General features: G+C 70.6%; 21 protein-coding genes and 4 tRNA genes. 9 read left to right on the top strand and 16 right to left on the bottom strand.

The features are described from left to right. Nucleotides 1-2 precede the first annotated feature (2 nt). The 9 genes from F8R89_RS17095 to F8R89_RS17055 all read right to left on the bottom strand — a co-directional run bounded on the left by F8R89_RS17095 (nucleotide 3) and on the right by F8R89_RS17055 (nucleotide 5,036). Nucleotides 3-446: a glutaredoxin domain-containing protein gene (locus F8R89_RS17095; RefSeq protein WP_151784791.1), complete on the bottom strand. Its 444-nt coding sequence runs from the start codon at nucleotides 444-446 to the stop codon at nucleotides 3-5. Between the two features lie 66 nt (nucleotides 447-512). Beyond that, nucleotides 513-588: transfer RNA gene (locus F8R89_RS17090), tRNA-Gly, on the bottom strand. A 22-nt stretch (nucleotides 589-610) separates the two neighbouring features. Beyond that, complete coding sequence (locus F8R89_RS17085; protein ID WP_151784790.1) at nucleotides 611-1,225, bottom strand: response regulator transcription factor; 615 nt, start codon at nucleotides 1,223-1,225, stop codon at nucleotides 611-613. Beyond that, complete coding sequence (locus F8R89_RS17080) at nucleotides 1,222-2,448, bottom strand: sensor histidine kinase (RefSeq protein ID WP_151784789.1); 1,227 nt, start codon at nucleotides 2,446-2,448, stop codon at nucleotides 1,222-1,224. The genes F8R89_RS17085 and F8R89_RS17080 overlap by 4 nt, the downstream gene beginning before the upstream one ends. An 18-nt stretch (nucleotides 2,449-2,466) precedes the next feature. Further along, nucleotides 2,467-3,243 carry an ABC transporter permease gene (locus F8R89_RS17075; RefSeq protein WP_151784788.1) on the bottom strand — a complete coding sequence of 259 codons (777 nt, stop codon included), beginning with the start codon at nucleotides 3,241-3,243 and terminating at the stop codon, nucleotides 2,467-2,469. Continuing rightward, the gene (locus F8R89_RS17070) at nucleotides 3,240-4,199 is read right to left on the bottom strand and encodes an ABC transporter ATP-binding protein (RefSeq protein ID WP_151784787.1); all 960 of its coding nucleotides are present in this window, start codon (nucleotides 4,197-4,199) and stop codon (nucleotides 3,240-3,242) included. The genes F8R89_RS17075 and F8R89_RS17070 overlap by 4 nt, the downstream gene beginning before the upstream one ends. 136 nt (nucleotides 4,200-4,335) lie before the next feature. Beyond that, nucleotides 4,336-4,408, bottom strand: a tRNA-Gly gene (locus tag F8R89_RS17065). Between the two features lie 80 nt (nucleotides 4,409-4,488). After that, nucleotides 4,489-4,560: transfer RNA gene (locus F8R89_RS17060), tRNA-Gly, on the bottom strand. A gap of 158 nt (nucleotides 4,561-4,718) precedes the next feature. Beyond that, on the bottom strand, nucleotides 4,719-5,036 hold the full coding sequence (locus F8R89_RS17055; protein ID WP_151784786.1) for a histone-like nucleoid-structuring protein Lsr2: 318 nt from the start codon (nucleotides 5,034-5,036) through the stop codon (nucleotides 4,719-4,721). Between the two features lie 336 nt (nucleotides 5,037-5,372). Between F8R89_RS17055 and purS the strand changes: the two genes are divergently transcribed. From purS to purL, 3 genes are read left to right on the top strand one after another with little or no spacing between them, the layout of a single operon-like run. Continuing rightward, complete coding sequence (gene purS, locus F8R89_RS17050; RefSeq protein WP_006133353.1) at nucleotides 5,373-5,636, top strand: phosphoribosylformylglycinamidine synthase subunit PurS; 264 nt, start codon at nucleotides 5,373-5,375, stop codon at nucleotides 5,634-5,636. Beyond that, the gene (gene purQ / locus F8R89_RS17045) at nucleotides 5,633-6,313 is read left to right on the top strand and encodes a phosphoribosylformylglycinamidine synthase subunit PurQ (protein WP_151784785.1); all 681 of its coding nucleotides are present in this window, start codon (nucleotides 5,633-5,635) and stop codon (nucleotides 6,311-6,313) included. The genes purS and purQ overlap by 4 nt, the downstream gene beginning before the upstream one ends. Then, nucleotides 6,310-8,568, top strand: a complete 2,259-nt coding sequence (gene purL, locus F8R89_RS17040; protein WP_151784784.1) for a phosphoribosylformylglycinamidine synthase subunit PurL — start codon at nucleotides 6,310-6,312, stop codon at nucleotides 8,566-8,568. The genes purQ and purL overlap by 4 nt, the downstream gene beginning before the upstream one ends. A 53-nt stretch (nucleotides 8,569-8,621) precedes the next feature. Here purL and F8R89_RS17035 read toward each other — a convergent pair whose 3' ends face one another. Continuing rightward, entirely contained in the window at nucleotides 8,622-9,206 is a 585-nt protein-coding gene (locus F8R89_RS17035) for a Uma2 family endonuclease (protein WP_151784783.1), read from the bottom strand. Between the two features lie 132 nt (nucleotides 9,207-9,338). Here F8R89_RS17035 and F8R89_RS17030 point away from each other — a divergent pair, with 132 nt between their 5' ends. Then, entirely contained in the window at nucleotides 9,339-10,136 is a 798-nt protein-coding gene (locus tag F8R89_RS17030) for a maleylpyruvate isomerase family mycothiol-dependent enzyme (RefSeq protein ID WP_151784782.1), read from the top strand. Here the strand turns inward: F8R89_RS17030 and F8R89_RS17025 are convergent. Next, nucleotides 10,126-10,857, bottom strand: coding sequence for a peptidase E (locus F8R89_RS17025; RefSeq protein ID WP_225994413.1), 732 nt, complete (start codon nucleotides 10,855-10,857; stop codon nucleotides 10,126-10,128). The two genes, F8R89_RS17030 and F8R89_RS17025, sit on opposite strands and share 11 nt — an antisense overlap. A 110-nt stretch (nucleotides 10,858-10,967) precedes the next feature. Here F8R89_RS17025 and F8R89_RS17020 point away from each other — a divergent pair, with 110 nt between their 5' ends. The 3 genes from F8R89_RS17020 (at nucleotide 10,968) to purM (ending at nucleotide 14,484) form a co-directional block, all read left to right on the top strand. Beyond that, nucleotides 10,968-11,762 carry an META domain-containing protein gene (locus F8R89_RS17020; protein WP_151784781.1) on the top strand — a complete coding sequence of 265 codons (795 nt, stop codon included), beginning with the start codon at nucleotides 10,968-10,970 and terminating at the stop codon, nucleotides 11,760-11,762. 61 nt (nucleotides 11,763-11,823) lie between these two features. Then, the gene (gene purF, locus F8R89_RS17015; protein ID WP_151784780.1) at nucleotides 11,824-13,353 is read left to right on the top strand and encodes an amidophosphoribosyltransferase; all 1,530 of its coding nucleotides are present in this window, start codon (nucleotides 11,824-11,826) and stop codon (nucleotides 13,351-13,353) included. A gap of 42 nt (nucleotides 13,354-13,395) precedes the next feature. Next, nucleotides 13,396-14,484 carry a phosphoribosylformylglycinamidine cyclo-ligase gene (gene purM, locus F8R89_RS17010; protein WP_151784779.1) on the top strand — a complete coding sequence of 363 codons (1,089 nt, stop codon included), beginning with the start codon at nucleotides 13,396-13,398 and terminating at the stop codon, nucleotides 14,482-14,484. A 90-nt stretch (nucleotides 14,485-14,574) separates the two neighbouring features. Here purM and F8R89_RS17005 read toward each other — a convergent pair whose 3' ends face one another. Both F8R89_RS17005 and F8R89_RS17000 read right to left on the bottom strand, forming a co-directional pair. Then, on the bottom strand, nucleotides 14,575-14,829 hold the full coding sequence (locus F8R89_RS17005) for a DUF3073 domain-containing protein (protein ID WP_062673355.1): 255 nt from the start codon (nucleotides 14,827-14,829) through the stop codon (nucleotides 14,575-14,577). Nucleotides 14,830-15,146: 317 nt separating this feature from the next. Continuing rightward, nucleotides 15,147-16,244: a Leu/Phe/Val dehydrogenase gene (locus F8R89_RS17000; protein WP_151784778.1), complete on the bottom strand. Its 1,098-nt coding sequence runs from the start codon at nucleotides 16,242-16,244 to the stop codon at nucleotides 15,147-15,149. Between the two features lie 254 nt (nucleotides 16,245-16,498). Between F8R89_RS17000 and F8R89_RS16995 the strand changes: the two genes are divergently transcribed. Together F8R89_RS16995 and bldC are read left to right on the top strand one after the other, a co-directional pair. After that, entirely contained in the window at nucleotides 16,499-17,341 is an 843-nt protein-coding gene (locus F8R89_RS16995) for a hypothetical protein (protein ID WP_151784777.1), read from the top strand. A gap of 592 nt (nucleotides 17,342-17,933) precedes the next feature. After that, entirely contained in the window at nucleotides 17,934-18,140 is a 207-nt protein-coding gene (bldC, locus tag F8R89_RS16990; RefSeq protein WP_003949541.1) for a developmental transcriptional regulator BldC, read from the top strand. Nucleotides 18,141-18,633: 493 nt separating this feature from the next. Here the strand turns inward: bldC and F8R89_RS16985 are convergent, their stop codons facing one another. From F8R89_RS16985 to hrpA, 3 genes are all read right to left on the bottom strand, one after another. Then, nucleotides 18,634-18,882 (bottom strand): DUF6274 family protein, encoded by a 249-nt coding sequence (locus F8R89_RS16985; RefSeq protein ID WP_151784776.1) that lies wholly within the window; start codon nucleotides 18,880-18,882, stop codon nucleotides 18,634-18,636. A 287-nt stretch (nucleotides 18,883-19,169) separates the two neighbouring features. Next, a tRNA-Asp gene (locus tag F8R89_RS16980) sits at nucleotides 19,170-19,244 on the bottom strand. Nucleotides 19,245-19,337: 93 nt separating this feature from the next. Beyond that, nucleotides 19,338-23,315 carry an ATP-dependent RNA helicase HrpA gene (hrpA, locus tag F8R89_RS16975; RefSeq protein WP_151784775.1) on the bottom strand — a complete coding sequence of 1,326 codons (3,978 nt, stop codon included), beginning with the start codon at nucleotides 23,313-23,315 and terminating at the stop codon, nucleotides 19,338-19,340. Nucleotides 23,316-23,419 lie beyond the last annotated feature (104 nt).

Raw genomic sequence — 23,419 nt, 5'->3', positions numbered from 1 at the left:
GGTCAGTCCCGCCCGGCCGGGGCGAGCCGCTCGCGCACCCAGCGCGGATCGGGGTTGGTGTGCGGCCGCCCGGCCACGACGACCGTCGGCACGGTCTCGTCGCCGCCGTTGGCCGCCCTGACCTCCGCCGCCCCGGCCGGGTCCCGCCAGATGTCCACCCAGTGCGCCCGGCGGGCCCGCAGGCCCAGCCGGAGGCGCAGCCGCAGGCAGTAGACGCAGCCCGGCCGCCAGTAGACGACCGGACGGCCGTCGGCGGCGCTGCGCCGGACCGCCTCCTCGGCGCCGACCGCCCTCGGGAAGACCAGCGGGGAGTGCAGGACCGCGAGCAGCAGGAACACCACGGCGACGGGCAGTGCCTCGGCCGGGTTGCCGCTCAGGAGGAAGCCGGCCGCGAGGACCGCGCCCCCGAGCGCGAACCGGGCCGGCAGGGTCCAGCTGCGTGTCATGGTCACGCACGCTACCGCGTCGCGTCCCACGCGAAAGGCCCCGGTCGATGACCGGGGCCTCTGCTCTGGAGCGAACGACGAGGTTCGAACTCGCGACCTCAACCTTGGCAAGGTTGCGCTCTACCAACTGAGCTACGTTCGCATGCGCCGTGGCGCGGGAACCACTATACCCAACCCCGGGAGCGCGCGAGGCGCACCGCCGCGTGCCGGTTCTCCGCGCCGAGCTTCGAGACGGCGGAGGACAGATAGTTCCGCACGGTCCCCTGGGACAGCGCGGCGCGCTCCGCGATCTCCGCGACGGGCGCCCCGTCGGCGGCGAGTTCCAGCACCTCGGCCTCACGGGCGGTCAGCGGCGAGTCCCCGGCGGCGATGGCGTCGGCCGCCAACTCGGGGTCGACGTACCGGTTTCCGCCGTGCACGGTCCGGATGATCTCCGCGAGCCGCTGGGCGCTCACCGTCTTCGGGACGAACCCACGCACACCCGCCCCGAGGGCCCGCTTGAGATGCCCGGGCCGCCCATGACTGGTCACGATCAGCACCCGGCACTCCGGCAGTTCCGCCCGCAGGGTTGTGGCGACCTTCACACCGTCGGCGCCCGGCATCTGCAGATCCAGGACCGCCACGTCGGGTCGGTGGGCCCGGGCCATCGCGAGCGCCTCGGGCCCGCTCGCCGCCTCCGCGACGATCACCAGGTCGTCCTCCAGGGACAGCAGCGCGGCGAGCGCGCCCCGGATCAGATGCTCGTCGTCGGCCAGCAGCAGCCGCACCGGCCCGCTCATACGACGGCCTCCGGCACCCCGGCCGCCACCAGCGGCACCTCCGCCACCAGCCGGAACGCCCCCTCGCCGACCTGCCCGGCCTCCAGCGTGCCGTCCACCGCGGCCAGCCGCTCCCGCAGCCCGGCGAGGCCGGAGCCGCCACCCCCGTCGGCGGCTCCGGCGGCCCCGTCGTTCTCCACCTTCAGCACCACTCGTCCCTCACGCACCCCTACATGCACCGTGCACCGCTCGGCGTTCCCGTGCCGCAGCACGTTCGTGGTCGCCTCCCGGACGACCCAGGCCAGCGCCGACTGCACGTCGACCGGCAGCCCGGCCGTCTGTCCCGTCACCTCGCACGTGATCCCCGCCGCCGTCAGCACGCCCTGCGCCCCGGTCAGTTCCCCCTCGAGGTCGGCCTCCCGATAGCCGCGGACGACAGCCCGCACCTCACGCTGGGACTCCTGCGCGATCCGCTGCACCTCGATCATCTGCTCGACGGCCTCGGGCCGCCCGCGCCGCGCCAGCTGCACGGCCAGCTCGCTCTTCAGGGCGATGACGGCCAGGTTGCGCCCCATCACGTCGTGCAGATCACGCCCGAACCGCAACCGCTCCTCGGCGACCGCGAGCCGGGCCCGGGTCTCACGGGCCTCGTCCAGTTCGAAGACGGCCCGCAGCAGCCAGAGGGAGAACACGGCGGTGAAGGAGGCGAAGCCGCTGCCCAGCAGCACGATCACCGCGAGGACCAGCGCTTCGAGCGGGATCCCGGTGATCGCGAGCACGAGAAGCCCGGACCCGGCGGCGAAGCCCGCGACGAGGGCGTACACCTGCCTGCGCTCGCGGATCCCGAGGACGATGATGCCCACCCCGAAGATCGTGGTGACGCCGAAGACGCCGCCCATGCTCGTGGCCAGGTCGTCGTCGTCCGGGCCGTACTCGGCGAGGGCGAGGCTCGTGACGGCGATCGCGGCGGTGGCGGCGCCGAGGGCCCACATCAGCCGGAGCGGCTGCTCACGCCTCCCGCGCACCCAGTCCACGGCGTGCGACACGGTCACCAGGCAGAGCGCCGAATGCGCGCAGACCATCAGCAGCAGCCACCCGCCCGACGCGCCGCCGGGGTGGCGGAGCAGCGGCACCCCGGCGCTGACGACCTCGATCACCGCGAAGAAGTGGAACGACCCCCGGGTGTACGTCTCCACCTTCGCCGGGGTGCTCTTCCCCCGCCACCACCTGCCGGGCCCGCGCATACGTCCGTGTCCCCTCCGTCAGCGCCGCGGTTCCCACCGGAACCACCGCCGTACAGCAAACACGGCGAGGACCGTCCAGGCCAGCGCCGTGGTGGCCGCACCGAGCGTCTCGTACGCGGACAGCCCGCCGGTCCAGCCGCCCCGGATCAGGGTGATCACCGGTGTCAGCGGCAGCAGTTCGCACACCGACGCCATCCGGTCGGGCAGGACCTCCAGGGGCACGAACATCCCGGAGAAGATCATGGAGAGCAGTACCACGGGCAACGTCGTGACCTGCGCGCTCTCGACGCTACGGGTGAAGGAGGAGGTCACCGCGGCGAGCGCCGCGCACAGCACGAACCCCGACAGCAGGCCCAGCACGGCGAGATGGGGAGCGCGGGGCGCGCCCACGTCGAGCAGGACGGCGCAGCCGATCGCCAGCACCACACTCTGCGCGAGGCCGACGGCCACGGCCGGCAGCGCGGCCCCGCCGAGGATCTCGGTGTCCCGCGGCTCGCCGGTGCGCAGCCGCTTGAGGACCAGCTCCTCGCGCCGGGCGGTGTAGACGCTCACGAGCGTGGCGTACACCGCGTACAGCAGCGAGAAGCCGATGGAGGCGGGCAGGATCACCGTGCCGAGGGTGAGACCCGCCTCCGCCAGATCCATCTGCTTCGCCGCCTCGCGTGCGCTCAGCGGCAGGATCAGCGGTACGAACAGCGCCGCGAAGAGGGTGCCCCTGCTGCGTCCGAGCAGCGTCAGTTCGGCCCGGGCCAGCGACGTCATGCGCCCCGCCGGGGTGGTCGTCGCCGTGCTCATGCCGCGTACTCCTTCGTCCCGGCGGCCTCCGCCGCCTCCCGCGCGATACCGAGGAACGCCTCCTCCAGCGACGCCGACCGCACGTCGAGCCGCCGCAGCCCCACCCCGGCCTGCTCGGCCCACACCAGCAGCCGGGTCGCCGCCCACTGCAGCCGGTGGGTGCGCAGCCGTACGGCCCGCCCCTCGACCTCGTGTCCGCTCACGCCCAGTTCGGCGAGCGGCGGCAGGTCGCCCAGGAAGTAGCCGTCGGGCAGGTCGAAGGTGATCCGCGACGGCTGGGCCGCGGTCACCTCGGCGGGTGTCCCGGCTGCCGCGATCCGCCCCTCGTGCAGGATCGCGAGCCGGTCCGCGAGATCCTCGGCCTCCTCCAGGTAGTGCGTGGTGAGCAGCACGGTGGTGCCGTTGTCGCGCAGCGCCCGCACCAACTCCCAGGTGTCGCGGCGCCCTTCGGCGTCGAGTCCGGTGGTCGGCTCGTCGAGGAACAGCACCTCGGGGTCCCCGAGCAGCGCGAGCGCCAGGTCGAGGCGCCGGCGCTCACCGCCGGACAGCTGCTTGACGCGGACGCCGGTCTTCCCGGCCAGCCCGACCAGGCCGAGCACCTCCAGCGGCGGCCGGGCCCCGCTCACGCACCCCGCCCACATCCGCGCGGTCTCGGCGACCGTCAGCTCGGACGGGAACCCGCCCTCCTGCAACATCACCCCGGTGCGCGGCCGTACGGCGGCCCGCTCGGCGAAGGGGTCGTGCCCCAGCACCCGCACCTGCCCTCCGGCGGGCTCGGCGAGCCCTTCGAGCAGTTCCACGGTGGACGTCTTGCCGGCGCCGTTGGTGCCGAGCAGGGCGAAGACCTCACCGCGGCGCACGGAGAAGGAGACTCCGCGCACCGCCTCGAACCCGCCCCCGTAGACGCGCCGCAGGTCGGTGACCTCGATCACGTGCTCGTGTTCGTCGTTGTCCATGCCCTCAGCCTTCCGCCGGCCGAGGGCGCCCGGCAGTGCGTGCTGTCATCGCCCGGCATGACAAATGTCAGAAGGGGCGGGGTGCTTCGGGGCAACGAAAAGACCCCGGTCCAGAAGGACCGGGGTCTCATTCCCGAGCGGACGACGAGGCTCGAACTCGCGACCTCAACCTTGGCAAGGTTGCGCTCTACCAACTGAGCTACGTCCGCATTGCCTCCGACCGGCTCTCACCGATCGGCGCGGGCACCAGCCTACCTGATCCACAAGGATCGTCGGTACGGCGGTGCAGAGCGGGTGACAGGAATTGCACACTGCGCCTTCCCCCTGGAAGGGGGATGTTCTACTACTGAACTACACCCGCATGCTCGGCGAGCTGGACTTTCTCGGCCCCGCCCGCTGGCGTGCTCCAGACATTAGCTGATCAGCAGGGGGGTAGCGCAAGTCGGTTGTCGCACCGGTCCGGGCGCACCGCCCCGAGGGTCCGCCGGCGGGCCCTGAGGACCCGCCCCGCGGACCGGCTCACTGCGCCGAGGCGAACGCCTCGTAGACCTTCTTGGGGATACGGCCGCGGGCCGGCACCTCCATCTTGTTGGCCTGGGCCCAGGCGCGGACGGCCGCCGGGTCGGGGGCGACCTCCGTCTGCCGGAACGCCTTGCCCGACCTCGACCGCTTGCGGCCGGCCTCCACGTAGGGCGCGAGCACCTTACGCAGTTTGCTGGCATTGGCTTCATTCAGGTCGATCTCGTACGACTTGCCGTCGAGTCCGAAGGCGATCGTTTCCGCCGCTTCTGAGCCGTCGATGTCGTCAAAGAGAGTGACCACGACCTTCTGCGCCACGAATATCGGTCCCTTCGTACGGCACGCTGACAATTCATTTGTACCGTGCCCGACAATGCAATGTGAAGCTCGACTAAATCCTTCCGCGTGTCCAAAAGCAAGAAGGAGCCGGAGTGACTTCGGTGGAAGCGTGGTGCGCGGAGACCGTCGCGCGCAATAGGCATCGGGTGTCGATCCGGGATCTTTTCCGGAACTTTTCACGGCGTGGCCCGCCGGGTGGCCGTCGTGAGCGCGGTCACGTAGCTTCCTACAAGTCGACGCGCGTAGAAATTTTGTGCGGGTAGTCTGAAAGCACCTTGCAGGAACCTGCTCAGCACCACACCACCGGGAGTGCACGTGGCACGCGTCGTAGTCGACGTCATGCTCAAGCCGGAGATCCTCGACCCCCAGGGCCAGGCGGTGCAGCGCGCACTGCCGCGACTGGGTTTCGAAGGCATCTCGGACGTACGTCAGGGAAAGCGTTTCGAACTGGAAGTTGACGGACCGGTCGACGAAGCCGCGCTCGCCCGCATCCACGATCTTGCGGAATCCTTCCTCGCCAACACCGTGATCGAGGACTTCACCGTCCGCGTCGAGGAAGTCGCGGAGGCCGCGAAGTGACCGCTCGTATTGGCGTCGTCACTTTCCCGGGTTCTCTCGACGACCGGGACACACAGCGCGCGATCCGCCTCGCGGGCGCCGAACCGGTCGCCCTGTGGCACAAGGACAAAGACCTCAAGCAGGTCGACGCCGTGGTGTTGTGCGGTGGTTTCTCCTATGGCGACTATCTGCGCGCCGGAGCCATCGCCCGCTTCTCGCCGGTGATGGACACCGTCATCGAGCAGGCGAAGGGCGGCCTTCCCGTCCTCGGAATCTGCAACGGCTTCCAGATCCTCACCGAGGCGCATCTGCTGCCCGGCGGCATGCTCGGCAACGACCACCTGCACTTCATCTGCCGTGACCAGAAGCTGCGCGTGGAGAACGCCGGGACGGCCTGGACGACCGACTACACGGCCGGCCAGGAGATCCACATCCCGCTGAAGAACATGGACGGCCGCTATGTGGCCGACCAGTACACGCTGGACAAGCTGGAGGCCGAGGGCCGGGTCGCGTTCCGCTACCTGGACTTCAACCCCAACGGCTCGCTCAACGACATCGCCGGCATCACCAACGAGGCCGGCAACGTCGTGGGCCTGATGCCGCACCCGGAGCACGCCGTGGAGTCGCTCATCGGCACCGGCCGCACCGACGGCCTCCCGTTCTTCACCTCGATCCTCAAGAAGCTGGTCAACGCATGAGCCGGACGCCTCTGGACACGGTCGAGCACGCGGCCGCGACCCCCGACGTCGAGCTGCCCTGGGCCGAACTGGGCCTGAAGAAGGACGAGTACGAGCGCGTGGTCGAGATCCTCGGCCGCCGGCCCACCGGTGCCGAGCTCGCCATGTACTCCGTCATGTGGTCCGAGCACTGCTCCTACAAGTCCTCCAAGGTGCACCTGCGCCAGTTCGGCGAGAAGGCCCCCGAGTCCGACGCCCTGCTCGTCGGCATCGGCGAGAACGCGGGCGTCGTGGACGTCGGCCAGGGCTACGCGGTCACCTTCAAGGTCGAGTCGCACAACCACCCGTCGTACGTCGAGCCCTACCAGGGCGCGGCCACCGGCGTCGGCGGCATCGTGCGCGACATCATCGCGATGGGCGCCCGCCCGGTCGCCGTCGTGGACCCGCTGCGCTTCGGCGCCGCCGACCACCCCGACACCAAGCGCGTCCTGCCGGGCGTCGTCGCCGGCATCGGCGGCTACGGCAACTGCCTGGGCCTGCCCAACATCGGCGGCGAGGTCGTCTTCGACGCCTGCTACCAGGGCAACCCGCTGGTCAACGCCGGTGCCATCGGCGTCATGCGGCACGAGGACATCCACCTCGCGAAGGCGTCCGGCGCCGGCAACAAGGTCATCCTGTACGGGGCCCGGACCGGCGGCGACGGCATCGGCGGCGCCTCGATCCTCGCCTCCGAGACCTTCGACGACGCCAAGCCGTCGAAGCGCCCCGCCGTGCAGGTCGGCGACCCCTTCCAGGAGAAGCTGCTCATCGAATGCACCCTGGAGGCGTTCGCCGAGAAGCTCGTCGTCGGCATCCAGGACCTCGGCGCGGCCGGCCTGTCCTGCGCGACCAGCGAGCTGGCGTCGAACGGCTCGGGCGGTATGCGCGTGACGCTGGACGACGTCCCGCTGCGCGACTCGACCCTCTCGCCCGAGGAGATCCTCATGAGCGAGTCGCAGGAACGCATGTGCGCGGTCGTCGAGCCGGAGAAGGTCGACCGGTTCCTCGAGATCTGCGACAAGTGGGACGTCATCGCCACCGTCATCGGTGAGGTCACCGACGGCGACCGCCTGGAGATCTACTGGCACGGTGGCAAGATCGTCGACGTCGACCCGCGTACGGTCGCGCACGAGGGCCCGGTCTACGAGCGCCCCTACGCCCGCCCGTCCTGGCAGGACGAGCTGCAGGCCGACGACGCGAACAAGCTGCCCCGCCCGGCGACTTCGGAGGAGCTGAGGGACCAGGTCCTGAAGCTGGTCGGCTCCCCGAACCAGGCCAGCAAGAAGTGGATCACGTCCCAGTACGACCACTTCGTGCAGGGCAACACCGTCCTCGCCCAGCCCGAGGACTCCGGCATGATCCGCATCGACGAGGAGACCGGCCTCGGCGTCGCGATCGCGACCGACGGCAACGGCCGGTACGCCAAGCTGGACCCGTACCACGGCGCCCAGCTGGCCCTCGCCGAGGCGTACCGCAACGTGGCGACGACCGGCGCCAAGCCGCTCGCCGTCTCCGACTGCCTGAACTTCGGCTCGCCCGAGGACCCGGCCGTCATGTGGCAGTTCGCCGAGGCCGTGCGCGGTCTCGCGGACGGCTGCAAGCAGCTCGGCACCCCGGTGACCGGCGGCAACGTCTCGCTCTACAACCAGACGGGCGAGGCGGCCATCCACCCGACGCCGGTCGTCGCCGTCCTCGGCGTGATCGACGACGTGGCCCGCCGCACGCCGGTCGCCTTCCAGGAGGAGGGCCAGCTGCTCTACCTCCTCGGCGACACGCGTGAGGAGTTCAGCGGCTCGGCCTGGTCCCAGGTGATCCACGACCACCTCGGCGGCCTGCCGCCCAAGGTCGACCTGGAGCGCGAGCGGCTGCTCGCCGAGATCCTGATCTCGGCCTCCCGCGACGGCATGATCGACTCCGCGCACGACCTGTCCGACGGCGGCCTGATCCAGGCCGTGGTCGAGTCGGCGCTGCTCGGGGACAAGGGCGCCCGCCTGGTCGTGCCCGACGGCCTGGACGCCTTCACGTTCCTCTTCTCGGAGTCGGCGGGCCGCGCGGTCGTGGCCGTGCCCCGCTCGGAGGAACTCCGCTTCACCGACATGTGCGGCGCCCGCGGTCTGCCCGCGACCCGCATCGGTGTCGTGGACGGCGACGCGGTCGAGATCCAGGGCGAGTTCTCCCTCCCCCTGACCGAACTCCGCGAGACGCATGAGGCGACGATCCCGGCGCTGCTGGCGTAGCCGGCGTACGCCAGGAGGTCCCGTCCGGCCGACCGGACGGGACCTTCTTCGTCTCACCGCACGTAGTTCTCGAGGATCTCCGTGTCGAGTTCGATGCCGACGGGGTCGGGGAGAAGCACCTTCTCGTCGAACTTCGCGACGTGCACCTCGCGATAGCCCCCGACTCGCCGGTCAGGGGAACTGTGCACGGTGACCGTGCAGTTGTCCCGGTCGATCAGGAGATACAGCGGGATGCCGGACTGGCCGTAGGCGGCCGGCTTGTCGTGCCGGTCCCGCCGGTCCGTGTCCGAGTCGTACGAGGTAACCCCCACGACCATGAGGGTTCCGTCGGGGTCGGCCCACTCCCCGTGCCCGGCGAAGTGGGCTTCGGGTGCGAGTACTGCGTCCGGTTTCGCCCGGCCTTCCCGGTACGCCTCGACCCGGAGCCCTTGACCCTGATACAGGTCCAGGTCGGGCCTTGTCTGCATACACCGCCGGGCCAGCCAGGACACGAGGGTGCTGTGGTCCCCGTCCGTCACCGCTTTGACCCCGATCCGTCCGTCGATGAACTCCAACGTGACGGTCTCGGGAGCGGCGGCGGCGATCGTTTCGAACTCCTCCACCGACATCTGAGACGTGCGCTCGGCCATAACCGTCATGCTGCACCTCCTCCTGAGCGGTGACCAGTGTCGTCCGGGGCAGCCGACGCGGGATGTCTTCCGCAGTCGATCACTCGGACGAGTTATCGAACGCCGATTCGAGCCGCGATCTCCCGCAATAGGCTGCTCCCCATGCCCCCGGCCAAGAAGCGCGCGCGCACCTACGACCCCGTCAAGATCCGCACCGCCGTGCTCGCCCAGTTCGGGCACGTCCGGCAGGCCGTCCGCGGGCTCACCGCCGAGCAGCTCGCCCTGCCGACCCGCCTGGACGCCTGGACCGTACGGGACCTGGCCGCCCACGTGACCATGGCCGTGGAGACCGTCAGCCGCAACCTCGACCGGGACGAGCCGGCGAAGGCCACGCTCACCCTCCTCGACTGGCCGTCGGCCACCGCCGCCCGCGCCGCGGACATCGCCGACGGCACCCGTGAGCTGGCCGCCGCCCACCCCGACCTCGACGCGCTGTACGCCCGCACCGAGGAGCGCATCACCGAGCGCCTGGCGGCCGCGCCCGGCGACCGGCTCCTCGACACCCGCACCGGCGTCCTGTCCCTCGCCGACTACCTGGTCACCCGTACCGTCGAACTGGTCGTCCACACCGACGACCTGAACGCCGCCGTCCCCGGCCTCGACATCCCGTACGAGCGGCAGGCCCTCGCCGCCTGCACCCGGCTCCTCGCCGACGCGCTCGCCGTGAAGGCGCCCGGCGGTTCGACCGAGGTCCGCGTCCCGCCGTACGCCGTCGTGCAGTGCGTGGAGGGCCCCCGGCACACCCGGGGCACCCCGCCCAACGTCGTCGAGACCGACCCGCTGACCTGGATCCGGCTCGCGACCGGCCGCCTCACCTGGCGGGACGCCCTCGCGGAGGCCAAGGTCAGCGCGAGCGGCGAGCGCGCCGACCTGGGCGCCCTGCTGCCCCTCATGGGCTGACCGGGCCCCCGGGGAGCGGGCTACAGGGCACGGCGTGCTCGGTGGCCCCGCCCTCCCCGGCCGGCTCCACCCGGTACAGCCCGGCCCCGGGCACCCGCGTCACCGCCTCCGTCAGCCGGCCCTCCGTGAACAGGGCGCCGACCCCGTCCTCCACCGCCCAGCCCGGCGGCAGCGCCCCGCCCGCCACCGCCGCCCGGTAGGAGGGCCGCCGTCCCGGCTCACCGTCGTAGTGGGGGCACACCGAGCCGGGTAGCAGCCCCAGCCCGTCGGCCAGGTGCGTCAGCGGCCCGAAGGAGTCGGTGTGGGAGCCCTCGGCCCAGCAGTTGGCACCGGCGCTGATGCCGCACAGCAGGACGCCCCGGTCGTACGCCTCGCGCAGCAGCCGGTCCACGCCGTGCGCGCGCCAGACGGCCAGCAGGTTCGCGGTGTTGCCCCCGCCGACATACACGACGTCCCGGCCCAGCAGGAAGGACCGCAGGGCCTCGTCGTCGAGTGTGCGTCGGAACAGGGGCAGCACCCCGGTGTCGACCGGACGGGACGCGAACGCGTCGAGGAAGCGGTCGACGTAGCCGGGCGCGTCGCCGCTGGCCGTCGGCACGAAGCAGACCTTGGGCCGGGCCGCGTCCACCAGGCCGAGCACCCAGTCGTCCAGCACGCCGTCGTCGTCGGTGGAGAACCCGCCCCCGAGGAGGGCCAGACGGCGTCGCGGGCCGGGCGTCACGGGCGGTCTCCTTCGGCCGGGTCACGGATCGGGTCCGACTCTGCCCACCCAGGCGCCTGGGTCGCAATCGAAAAGCGGAACCGGTCCCCCGTCCCTCCCGTCCCACCGGCATGGACACTCTCGGCACACCCGGTACGCGGCAGCGGCGACTGCCCGCCCTCGCCGCCCTCACCCTCATCCCGCTCGCCGCGGCCTGCGGCAGTGAGGACGCGGGCAGCTCATCCGTCGGCGCCGGGGCGCGGGCGTCCCTCTCCGACGCCCGATGGGCCGTCGACCAGGTGACCGTGGACGGCCGGAAGAAGGCGGCCCCCGACGGCGCCTGGCTGCGGATCTCCGGCGACGGGAAGGTCGAGGGGAACCTCGGCTGCAACGCCTTCGGCGCCCGCGCCGACTTCGCCGACGGACACGTCTCCTTCGACGGCATCCAGTCGACGGAGATGGCCTGCGACGGCGTCCCCGCCGGCTTCGAGCAGACCCTCGCCCGCACCCTCGCCGACGGCGACCTGACCACCGGGAAGGACGGCGACAAGCTCACCCTCACCACGAAGGACGGCGACCGCGTGGCGCTCACCCGGAGCGAGGCGGCCCCGCTCAAGGGCACCGAGTGGACCGTCACCAGCCCGGACGCCGACGGCCGGGCCCACCTCACCTTCGACCCGAAGACCGGCCAGGTCGGCGGAAGCCTCGGCTGCAACCGCGTGAAGGCCACCGCGACGGTCCGCGACGGCAGTATCACGCTCGGCACGGCGTCCACCACCCGAATGATGTGCGACACCTCACTCATGACAGCGGAGAAGAAGCTCCTGGGGCTCTTCGACAGCACCGTGAAATACCGCGTCGACGGCCAGACCCTCACGCTGACCAGCGAAAACGGCGAGACCGTCCGCGCGACCGCCGGCAAGTGATCCTTTACGGCCGCGCATCCCCAATTCGGACCAGTGGTCGACCTCGCCTACACTCGGGGACGTGCCACGTGGTGACGGTCGACTCAATCACGATCTGCTCCCCGGCGAGAAAGGCCCCCAGGACGCGTGTGGCGTCTTCGGTGTCTGGGCTCCGGGCGAAGAGGTCGCAAAGCTCACGTACTTCGGGCTCTACGCCCTCCAGCATCGGGGCCAGGAATCCGCGGGAATCGCGGTCAGCAACGGCTCCCAGATCCTCGTCTTCAAGGACATGGGCCTCGTGTCCCAGGTCTTCGACGAGACCTCGCTCGGTTCGCTCCAGGGTCACATCGCGGTCGGACACGCCCGCTACTCGACCACCGGCGCCTCCGTGTGGGAGAACGCCCAGCCGACGTTCCGTGCCACCGGGCACGGCTCCATCGCGCTCGGCCACAACGGCAACCTCGTCAACACCGCCCAGCTCGCCGAGATGGTCGCCGACCTGCCCAAGCAGGAGGGCGGCCGGTCCCCGCGCGTCGCGGCGACCAACGACACCGACCTGCTGACCGCGCTGCTCGCGGCCCAGGTCGACGACGACGGCAAGCCGCTCACCATCGAGGAGGCGGCCCACGAGGTCCTTCCGCAGGTGCAGGGCGCCTTCAGCCTCGTCTTCATGGACGAGCACACCCTCTACGCCGCCCGCGACCCGCAGGGCATCCGCCCGCTGGTCCTCGGCCGGCTCGAGCGCGGCTGGGTCGCCGCCTCCGAGAGCGCGGCCCTCGACATCGTCGGCGCCAGCTACGTCCGCGAGATTGAGCCGGGCGAGTTCGTCGCCATCGACGAGAACGGCCTGCGCAGCTCCCGATTCGCGGAAGCGAAGCCCAAGGGCTGTGTCTTCGAGTACGTGTACCTGGCCCGCCCCGACACCGACATCGCCGGCCGCAACGTGTACCTCTCCCGCGTGGAGATGGGCCGCAAGCTGGCGAAGGAGGCCCCGGTCGAGGCCGACCTCGTCATAGCGACCCCGGAGTCGGGCACCCCGGCCGCCATCGGGTACGCGGAGGCGAGCGGCATCCCGTTCGGCGCCGGCCTGGTGAAGAACGCCTACGTCGGCCGGACCTTCATCCAGCCCTCGCAGACCATCCGCCAGCTCGGCATCCGCCTGAAGCTGAACCCGCTCAAGGAAGTCATCAAGGGCAAGCGCCTGGTCGTCGTCGACGACTCGATCGTGCGCGGCAACACCCAGCGCGCCCTGGTCCGCATGCTCCGCGAGGCCGGCGCCGCCGAGGTCCACATCCGGATCTCCTCGCCGCCGGTGAAGTGGCCGTGCTTCTTCGGCATCGACTTCGCCACCCGCGCCGAGCTCATCGCCAACGGCATGACGATCGAGGAGATCGGCACCTCGCTGGGCGCCGACTCCCTGTCGTACATCTCCATCGACGGCATGATCGAGGCGACCACCATCGCCAAGCCGAACCTGTGCCGCGCCTGCTTCGACGGCGAGTACCCGATGGACCTCCCGGACCCGGAGCTGCTCGGCAAGCAGCTCCTGGAGACCGAGCTCGCGGCCGGTACGGCCGCCACGGCTGCCGCCGACGCGATCCGTCGCCCGTAAGCCCCGTAGTTCCCAACCGAAAGATCCCAGGCAATGTCTCCTGTGTCAGATCAGTCGCCTCCGGCGACGGGCACCAGCGGTGCCTCCTACGCGGCGGCGGGCGTCGACATCGAGGCGGGTGACCGCGCGGTCGAGCTGATGAAGGAGTGGGTGAAGAAGGCCCAGCGCCCCGAGGTCCTCGGCGGCCTCGGCGGCTTCGCCGGACTCTTCGACGCCTCCGCCCTCAAGCGGTACGAGCGTCCCCTCCTCGCGTCCGCCACGGACGGCGTCGGCACCAAGGTCGACATCGCGCGCCAGATGGGCGTCTACGACACGATCGGGCACGACCTGGTCGCCATGGTCATGGACGACATCGTGGTGTGCGGTGCCGAGCCGCTGTTCATGACCGACTACATCTGCGTCGGCAAGGTCCACCCCGAGCGGGTCGCCTCGATCGTCAAGGGCATCGCCGAGGGCTGTGTGCTCGCCGGCTGCGCCCTGGTCGGTGGTGAGACGGCCGAGCACCCGGGCCTGCTGGGCGAGCACGACTTCGACGTCGCCGGCGCCGGCACGGGCGTCGTGGAGGCCGACCGGCTGCTCGGCGCGGATCGCATCCGTAAGGGTGACGCCGTGATCGCCATGGCGGCCTCCGGCCTTCACTCGAACGGGTACTCGCTGGTGCGGCACGTCCTGCTGAACCAGGCCGGTCTCGCGCTGGACGCCCGGATCGAGGAGTTCGGCCGCACGCTCGGCGAGGAGCTGCTGGAGCCCACGAAGATCTACTCGCTGGACTGCCTGGCGCTGACCCGGACGACCGAGGTGCACGCCTTCAGCCACATCACCGGTGGCGGTCTGGCCGCCAACCTGGCCCGGGTGATCCCCGACACACTCCACGCGCTCGTCGACCGGTCCACCTGGACCCCGGCTCCCGTCTTCGACCTCGTCGGCAGGACCGGACGGGTCGAGCGCCTGGAGCTGGAGAAGACGCTGAACATGGGCGTCGGCATGATGGCGATCGTGCCGGCGGAGTCGGTCGACGCGGCTCTGGCCACGCTGGACGACCGCGGCGTCGACGCCTGGGTGACCGGCGAGATCACGGACCGCGGCGAGCACACGACCGGCGCGGAGCTGGTCGGCGACTACGCGGTCTGAGACTCCGCGGTCGGAGCGGTGCGGACCTGAGGACAGCACAGAACCCGGCCGGTGGCAGAGCCACCGACCGGGTGAGTGCTCACTGCATGGTCAAGCGCCGCGACGGTGTTGTGAAGAGGGACCGTCGTCTTCGTCCTCGTCGTCGTCCTCATAGAGGTCGGCGTATCGAGAGTAGAGATCGTCCTCGTCATCCTCATCGTCCTCGAACGGCTCGCCGTTCGGCGGCTGGCTCGAAGTCGATGCGCCCAGTTCACTGGCCAGACGTGAAAGGTCCGTCCCACCGCTGTTGTACTTCAGCTGGCGGGCGACCTTCGTCTGCTTGGCCTTGGCCCGGCCGCGCCCCATGGCTCGACCCCCTCGGTGACGGGGCTCGACGGCCCCAGAGTCTGACACGCGTTCATGATCCGGAACGGACTCTCCATGGAGAGGCCGATCCGTAGGGCTTCCACGGTACCTGAGCCCGCGCCCATACGGTACGTCGCCCGCAGCACGCGCGTCTGCCCAGGACCTTCGAGGTGCCCTTTCCTCGCTGGTCAACCGCGATTTTAACCACTTATGGGCGGTCGACCCGCCGGTAGAAGTGAGAGTTCTCTCCAACCGCCCACCCGCGGGTACCGCCCGGGGCGGGGCCGTCGGACCGGCCCCGCCCCGGGCGCGCCGGATCAGCGGCCCGCGCGGGCCTCGCGCCCCTCCGCGATCCGCTGCTCGGCGATCCGGTCGGCCGCGGCGGCCGGCGGAATCCCGTCGGCCTTCGCACGTGCGAATATCGCCAGCGTGGTGTCGAAGATCTTCGCCGCCTTCACCTTGCACCGGTCGAAGTCGAACCCGTGCAGCTCGTCGGCGACCTGGATGACCCCGCCGGCGTTCACCACGTAGTCGGGCGCGTAGAGGATCCCGCGGTCGGCGAGGTCCTTCTCGACACCCGGATGGGCGAGCTGGTTGTTGGCGGCGCCGCACACGATCCCCGCGGTCAGCACCGGCACGGTGTCGTCGTTCAGGGCCCCGCCGAGCGCGCAGGGCGCGTAGATGTCGAGGCCCTCGACCCGGATCAGGGTCGCGGTGTCGGCGACGGCCGTCACGGAGCCCGGGTGGGCCGCGACGATCCGTCCGACGGCGTCCTCGCGCACGTCCGTGATCACGACCTTGGCGCCCTCGGCCACCAGGTGCTCGACCAGGATGTGCCCGACCTTGCCGACGCCCGCGATCCCGACCGTGCGGTCCCGCAGCGACGGGTCGCCCCAGCGGTGCTGCGCGGAGGCGCGCATGCCCTGGTAGACGCCGAAGGCCGTGAGCACCGAGGAGTCGCCGGCGCCGCCGTTCTCCGGGGAGCGCCCGGTCGTCCAGCGGTTCTCGCGCGCCACCACGTCCATGTCGGCCACATACGTGCCGACGTCGCACGCGGTGACGTAGCGGCCGCCCAGGGAGGCCACGAACCGGCCGTAGGCCAGCAGCAGCTCCTCCGTCTTGATCCGGGCCGGATCACCGATGATCACGGCCTTCCCGCCGCCGTGGTCGAGCCCGGCCATGGCGTTCTTGTACGACATCCCGCGCGCGAGGTTCAGGGCGTCGGCGACGGCCTCCTCCTCGGTCGCGTACGGGTAGAAGCGCGTACCGCCGAGGGCGGGGCCCAGGGCGGTGGAGTGGATGGCGATGACGGCCTTGAGGCCGCTGGCGCGGTCCTGACAGAGCACAACTTGCTCATGACCCCCCTGGTCCGAGTGGAACAGGGTGTGCAGGACGCCGTGTGTTACGTCGGTCACTGTGGTGACTCCTGAGTACGGGCGGCGATCGGAGCGGAGCCCCCTGGGGGTCCCCCGCGCTTGTGGCGCGGTGTGGGGACGGTGGCGGGTGCCCGAGCATGAGATTAGACCTCCGGACGCCCCCTGAACCCGCGGTGCCGGGGATCACCTCCTCCCGGAGTACAGCCGTGCGACGATTTGCATGGATTTCCCGCTCCCGTCCCCCGGGCGGGCGCCACAGGTTTTCCCGGCAGACGGAGGGGGAGGGAGCAGGCGTGCCCAAGGTGTCCTCGGTGATCGTCCCGTATACGACCTACCTGCGGGTGTACGAGCCACTGGCCGCCTTCCCCGAGCCGGAACGAGGCCACTGGACCCGGTACGCCCGCCGCCCCGACCGTCCCTCGTACCAGGACGAACTGCGCCGCTCCCTGGCCGACTTGCTGCCCACGCCGCCGGTGCCGGTGCCGGTGCACGAGAGCAGCGACGCCTTCGTGCTGGAGGTGGACGGGGTGGTGTGCGTGTGCCCGTGGCGCACCCGGCTGCGGGGCTGGCAGGCGCTGGGGGAGCTGGGCGACGAGCTGCCCAAGCCGGTGCTGGACGCGGTCCTGCCGGAGGTCGTCCGGCGGCAGGCGGCGCAGGACTACGAGCGCTGGCTGGCCCGCAACCCGGACGCGCGGCCGTGGATCCGCACCTCGACGTGGCAGGTGCCGCTGCACTGGTTCGTGCTGGTGTCGGACAGGGAGCGGCGCTTCGACAAGGGCTCCGGCGACGTGCCCCCGATGCTGCGGTACCGGACGCCGATGGTGGAGGCCCGGCGCCGGGTGGCGCGGGCCCTGCGGACGCTGAAGGAGACCATCGACGAGGGCCCGCTCATCGACGGGCTGCTGGACGTGGGCCGCTGGCTGGAGGAGTTCCACCCGCGTTCGCTGGTGGAACTGGACTACGGCGGCCTGGTGCACGCGCTGCCGGCCGGTGAGCTGGAGGACGACCACTCGGCGGCGGACGTGGCCGAGGGCATCGAGGCGCTGCGGCAGGGCGACGGCGCGGCGGCCGGGGAGGCGTACGGGCGTCTCGTGGAGCGCTGGCGGTCGGTGCGGGACCGGCGGTCCGCCAACTGAGCTCCTCCGCGCGGCGGGCAGTGTGACGTAGCACACGGTCCAGGCCAAGAGGTGGCAGGTGGCATCCCGTTTGTAACGAACTGACGTTTGACGATCCGCCCGTTTTGGGGTTTCGTGCTCGGTCTGAGTACCTGATGTTTCGTCAACAAAGGACGTAAGGCGCGATCTGGACGTATGCCACTGGATCCAGCCAACTCGTCCAAGCGTGATGGACCGCACGTACACGGCCCTTGCGTCCCTAACCCCCCCTCGTGCCAAAATAGGACAAGGAGTCCGGGGAGGACTCCGTCTCGACATTGCACGCTTTGGGGGGTCTTGGGACTCCTGCACGCCACTGTGACTGATCGTCACAGTGGCGTGACTGTCCGCTATGGCATGGTCCATCGGCTTCCGTCGCTGATGAACACCTGGAGGGGCAATTCCATCGGTTTGGCCGACGCGGCTGGACAGATGGTGTAGTTGTAGTGCCGAGGACAAGCCGTTCGTCCTATAACCGACTCGACTCGCGTCCGCCATTTCGGGCAACGCGGGTCAAGGTGCAGAATTTAGAGGAAAGAACCGAGAAGGTTCGGTTCTCCCGAGGAGGCCGCTCATGACCGCTCGCACCCCTGATGCCGAGCCGCTGCTGACCCCGGCTGAGGTCGCCACGATGTTCCGCGTCGACCCCAAGACGGTCACGCGGTGGGCGAAGGCCGGGAAGCTCACTTCCATCCGTACGCTCGGCGGACACCGCCGCTACCGCGAGGCTGAGGTCCGCGCTCTGCTCGCGGGCATTCCGCAGCAGCGCAGCGAGGCCTGAACTCTCGCAGAACCGGGCAAACCGGCGGTTCCCCCAACTCGCCGCGGCGCCCGGACCTAGCTCCAAGCGACGCGGGTTCTGCCCCAACAGAGCCCTCGCCCAAGCCGTCAGAGCACTTCAGGCACGCAACAAGGGTGCGTCGTAGATCGCGCTGGACTCCGCCGGGTCCAGCGCGATCTTTTTTGTGCGCCCCCGCGCGCCCGCCCGTGGGGCTGTGCGTGGCCTTGTCGAAGTCTGGGGAGCGCTGTCGGATCGCCTGTGCGAGCGGCCCCGGACAGGCCCCTGGAGCGGCCGGCGCGACCCCTGGAACCTGGTGCAATTGCACATATTAAATTGACCTGTTGTAGGCGGGGTGTAAGTTCCGGGGTCCCGGAAACTCATGCGGTGACACCCGTCACATGCCGAGGTGCTTGTTGCCTCTGGCGTATGTGCGCTAAAGGGAGTCCCGCGTTCCAGAAGCCGCTGCCGTGACCGGAGTTGACGACGGGCGCGGTCAGGCCGGGGACGGCGTCTCCTCCGGCGTCACCTCGTCCGCGGCCGGCCGGGGGGTGCCCGGCGTGTCGGACGCCCCGGAGTCACGGAGGGCGCCGGGGGCGGCGGGAGTGCCCGGTCCGCTGTCGAGGGCCAGCCGCAGCAGCCGGTGGCAGATCGGACAGTGCCGGGTCAGATGTCGGTAGGAGGAGGCGGCCGACAGGTGCGCGCGGAGGAGAGCCCGCGTCTCGTGCCTGGTCGATGCCGCCATACGCCACCTCCACCGGGGGCCAGCCGAAAAGGGCCCTGAGATCTGGGTACCGAGCGAATGTGACTCCGTCAAGGCGGTGTGGAGGGCCCGCGGGGCCGACACCGCCCCAGAAGCCCCCCGCGTCCCTCCGGGCCCTCCAGAGCGGCCCAGAGGGCGCGGAGAGGGAGGGCGCGGACCGTACGCGCCGGTGGAAGACCTCCGCGCAAGCCCCCTGGGGGGCGCCTCCGGAAGCTGTGCGGCAGGCATGCGAAAGGCCCGCCCCCTCGACGGGGACGGGCCTTAACTTGCGGTCCTGACGGGATTTGAACCCGCGGCCTCCACCTTGACAGGGTGGCGAGCACTCCAAACTGCTCCACAGGACCAGGTTTTGCGGCGCCATTCGTGCGTTGCGCTGCGAGAAGAGACTGTACAGGAGGGTGAGCCCCGGGTCGAACTCACCCTCCGTGCGCGGTCCGTCACGGCGCCAGCGCGTCGATCGCCTTCACGATCCGCTTGTCGGAGATCGGATACGCCGTCCCCAGCGCGTGCGCGAAATAGCTGACCCGCAGCTCCTCCAGCATCCAGCGGACGTCCAGCACCGCCTGCGGCACCGGGCGGCCCTGCGGCATCTGCTCCAGCAGCCAGGCGTACTCGTCCCGCATCTCGTGGACCTTCTCCATGCGCGTCGTGTCGCGCTGAACGTTCGTCGGCATCTGCTGCAGCCGGCGGTCCACCGCGATCAGATAGCGCATCAGGTCGGGCAGCCGGCGCAGCCCCGCCTCGGTCACGAAACCGGGCTTCACGAGGGCGTCGAGCTGGGCCCGCACATCCGCGAGGTTCGGCAGCAGGGCCGGGCTGCGCACGCCCTTCAGCCGCCGCTCGGCGGCCTGCCAGGCGGCCAGCACCTGCTGCACCTGCCCCACCGCGCGGACCGTCGTGTCCACGATCTCCGCGCGCACCTTGTCGTACAGCTTCCGGTACGACTCCTCGTCCCACGCGGGGCCGCCGAAGTCACCGATCAGCTTGTCCGCCGCCGCCATGGCGCAGTCGTCGAACAGCGCCTGGATCGAGCCGTGCGGATTCGCCGACAGACCCAGCTTCTGAGCGTTCGTCAGCTTTTCGCTCGCGAACTTCGCCGGGTTGACCGGGATGTTGCGCAGGATCAGCCGCCGGGTGCCCTTCCACATCGCCTGCTGCTGCTCCGCCTCCGTGTCGAACAACCGCACGGAGACCGTGTCGCCGTCGTCCACGAGCGCCGGGTACGCCTTCACCGGCTGCCCGGCCCGCCGCGTCTCGAAGACCCGGGTGAGCGAGCCGATCGTCCAGTCCGCCAGACCCGAACGCTCCAGCGACTCCCCGCCCTGCCGGGACGCGGTCGCCGCGGCGGCCTGCGAGAGCGCCTTGCGCGCCTTCGGCTTCAGGCGCAGCTGCAGCGCCTCCAGGTCCTTGTCCTCGGCCAGCTTGCGGCGCCGCTCGTCGACGATGCGGAACGTGATCCGCAGATGCTCGGGCACCTTCGCCCAGTCGAAGTCGTCCGCGGTGAACGGCACCCCGACCATCCGCTTCAGCTCGCGGGCCATCGTCACCGTCAGCGGTTCCTGCCCGGGGACCGCCGTGTCCAGGAACCGCTTCGCGAAGTTCGGCGCCGGCACGTAGTTGCGGCGGATCGGCTTCGGCAGGGAACGGATCAGCTCCGTCACCAACTCCTCGCGCAGACCCGGGATCTGCCAGTCGAAGCCCTCCGCGGTGACCTGGTTCAGCACCTGCAGCGGGATGTGGACGGTCACACCGTCCGCGTCCGCGCCCGGCTCGAACTGGTAGGTCACCCGGAACTTCAGCTGCCCCTGCCGCCACGAGTCCGGATAGTCGGCCTTCGTGACCGCCTCCGCCGACTCCCGGATGAGCATCTCCCGCTCGAAGTCCAGGAAGTCGGGCTGCTCCTGCCGCTTGCGCTTCCACCACGAGTCGAAGTGCGCCCCCGACACGACGTGCTCGGGGACCTTCTCGTCGTAGAAGTCGAACAGCGTCTCGTCGTCGACGACGATGTCCCGGCGCCGGGCGCGGTGCTCCAGCTCCTCGACCTCGCTGAGCAGCCGGCGGTTGTCGGCGAAGAACTTGTGGTGCGTACGCCAGTCGCCCTCCACCAGCGCGTTGCGGATGAACAGCTCCCGGCTGACCTCCGGGTCGATCCGGCCGTAGTTCACCTTGCGCTGCGCCACGATCGGGACGCCGTACAGCGTGACCTTCTCGTACGCCATCACGGCCGCCTGGTCCTTCTCCCAGTGCGGTTCGCTGTACGTGCGCTTCAGCAGGTGCCCGGCGAGCGGCTCCACCCACTCCGGCTCGATCTTCGCGTTGACCCGCGCCCACAGCCGGGACGTCTCCACCAGCTCGGCCGACATCACGAACCGCGGCGGCTTCCGGAACAGCGCGGAGCCGGGGAAGATCGCGAACTTGGCGTTGCGGGCGCCCAGATACTCGTTGCGCCCGCCGTCCTTGCGCGCCCCCGGAGCGGAGTCCTTGGACTCCTTCACGTCCTTCATCCCGATGTGGGAGAGCAGACCGGCCAGGAGGGAGACGTGGATACGGTCCGCCGGCGCGTCGTCCTCGCTCAGATGGATGCCCATCTGCTTCGCCACGGTCCGCAGCTGCGTGTAGATGTCCTGCCACTCACGGATCCGCAGGAAGTTCAGGTACTCCTGCTTGCACATCCGGCGGAACGACGACGAGCCGCGCTCCCGCTGCTGCTCACGGATGTAGCGCCACAGGTTCAGATAGGCGAGGAAGTCGCTCGTCTCGTCCTTGAACCGGGCGTGCTGCTGGTCGGCCTGCGCCTGCTTGTCCGCCGGGCGCTCGCGCGGGTCCTGGATGGACAGCGCCGCCGCTATGACCATGACCTCCCGGACACAGCCGTTGCGGTCGGCCTCCAGGACCATCCGGGCCAGCCGCGGGTCCACCGGGAGCTGGGCGAGCTTGCGGCCCGTCTCCGTGAGCCGCTTGCGGGGGTCCTTCTGCGCCGGGTCCAACGCCCCCAGCTCCTGCAGGAGCTGGACGCCGTCGCGGATGTTGCGGTGGTCCGGCGGGTCGATGAACGGGAACTTCTCGATGTCGCCGAGGCCCGCCGCGGTCATCTGCAGGATGACGGACGCCAGGTTGGTGCGCAGGATCTCCGCGTCCGTGAACTCCGGCCGGGCCAGGAAGTCGTCCTCGGAGTACAGCCGGATGCACACACCGTCGGACGTACGGCCGCAGCGGCCCTTGCGCTGATTGGCGCTGGCCTGCGAGATCGGCTCGATCGGCAGCCGCTGCACCTTGGTGCGGTGGCTGTACCGGCTGATCCGGGCGAAGCCGGGATCGATGACGTACTTGATGCCCGGAACCGTCAGCGACGTCTCGGCGACATTGGTCGCCAGAACGATCCTGCGCCCGGTGTGCGGCTGGAACACCCGGTGCTGCTCGGCGTGCGAGAGCCGCGCGTACAGCGGCAGCACCTCGGTGAAGCGGTATTTCTTCTTCTCCAGCGCGTCCGCGGTGTCCCGGATCTCCCGCTCACCGGAGAGGAAGACGAGGATGTCGCCCTTCCCCTCGCCCATCAGCTCCTCGACCGCGTCCGTGATCGCCGTGATCTGATCGCGGTCCGCGTCCTCGGAGTCCTCCTCCAGCAACGGCCGGTACCGCACCTCCACCGGGTACGTACGGCCGCTGACCTCGACGATCGGGGCGTCGCCGAAATGCCGCGAGAACCGCTCCGGGTCGATGGTCGCCGACGTGATGACGACCTTGAGGTCCGGCCGCTTCGGCAGCAGCTGGGCGAGATACCCCAGCAGGAAGTCGATGTTGAGGGACCGCTCGTGGGCCTCGTCGATGATGATCGTGTCGTAGGCGCGCAGCTCGCGGTCCGTCTGGATCTCGGCGAGCAGGATGCCGTCCGTCATCAGCTTGACGAAGGTGCCCTCCGGGTTCACCTGGTCGGTGAACCGCACCTTCCAGCCGACCGCCTCGCCCAGCGGGGTGTCCAGCTCCTCCGCCACCCGCTCGGCGACCGTGCGCGCGGCGATCCGGCGGGGCTGCGTGTGCCCGATCATGCCGCGCACACCGCGGCCCAGCTCCAGGCAGATCTTCGGGATCTGCGTCGTCTTGCCGGAACCGGTCTCACCGGCGACGATCACGACCTGGTGGTCGCGGATCGCCGCGGCGATCTCGTCCTTCTTCTGGCTGACCGGGAGCTGCTGCGGGTAGGAGACCGCGGGCACGCGGGCGCGCCGCGCGGCGACGCGCTCCTCGCCCTTGGCGATCTCCGCCTCGATCTCGGCGAGCACGGCGGCCCGGGCCTCGGGCTTACGGATCTTGCGCGCGCCCTCCAGCCGCCGGCCGAGGCGCTGCGCGTCACGCAGCGACAGCTCGGTCAGACGGGGGGCGAGGGCGCCGAGGGCGGGGGCGGGGTGCGTGGACATACGCGATCCAGGATCTCATCCCGCCGAAATTCCTGGCGAACGCTTTTGTCGCGGCTCTCGTCCCGGCGGGAACGGCGAAGCCCCCGCCGATCACTCGACGGGGG

The organism is Streptomyces sp. SS1-1, from assembly GCF_008973465.1.
Classification (GTDB): domain Bacteria; phylum Actinomycetota; class Actinomycetes; order Streptomycetales; family Streptomycetaceae; genus Streptomyces.
The sequence above is the reverse complement of the archived record's forward strand: the minus strand, read 5'-3'. Positions and strand labels throughout refer to the sequence as shown.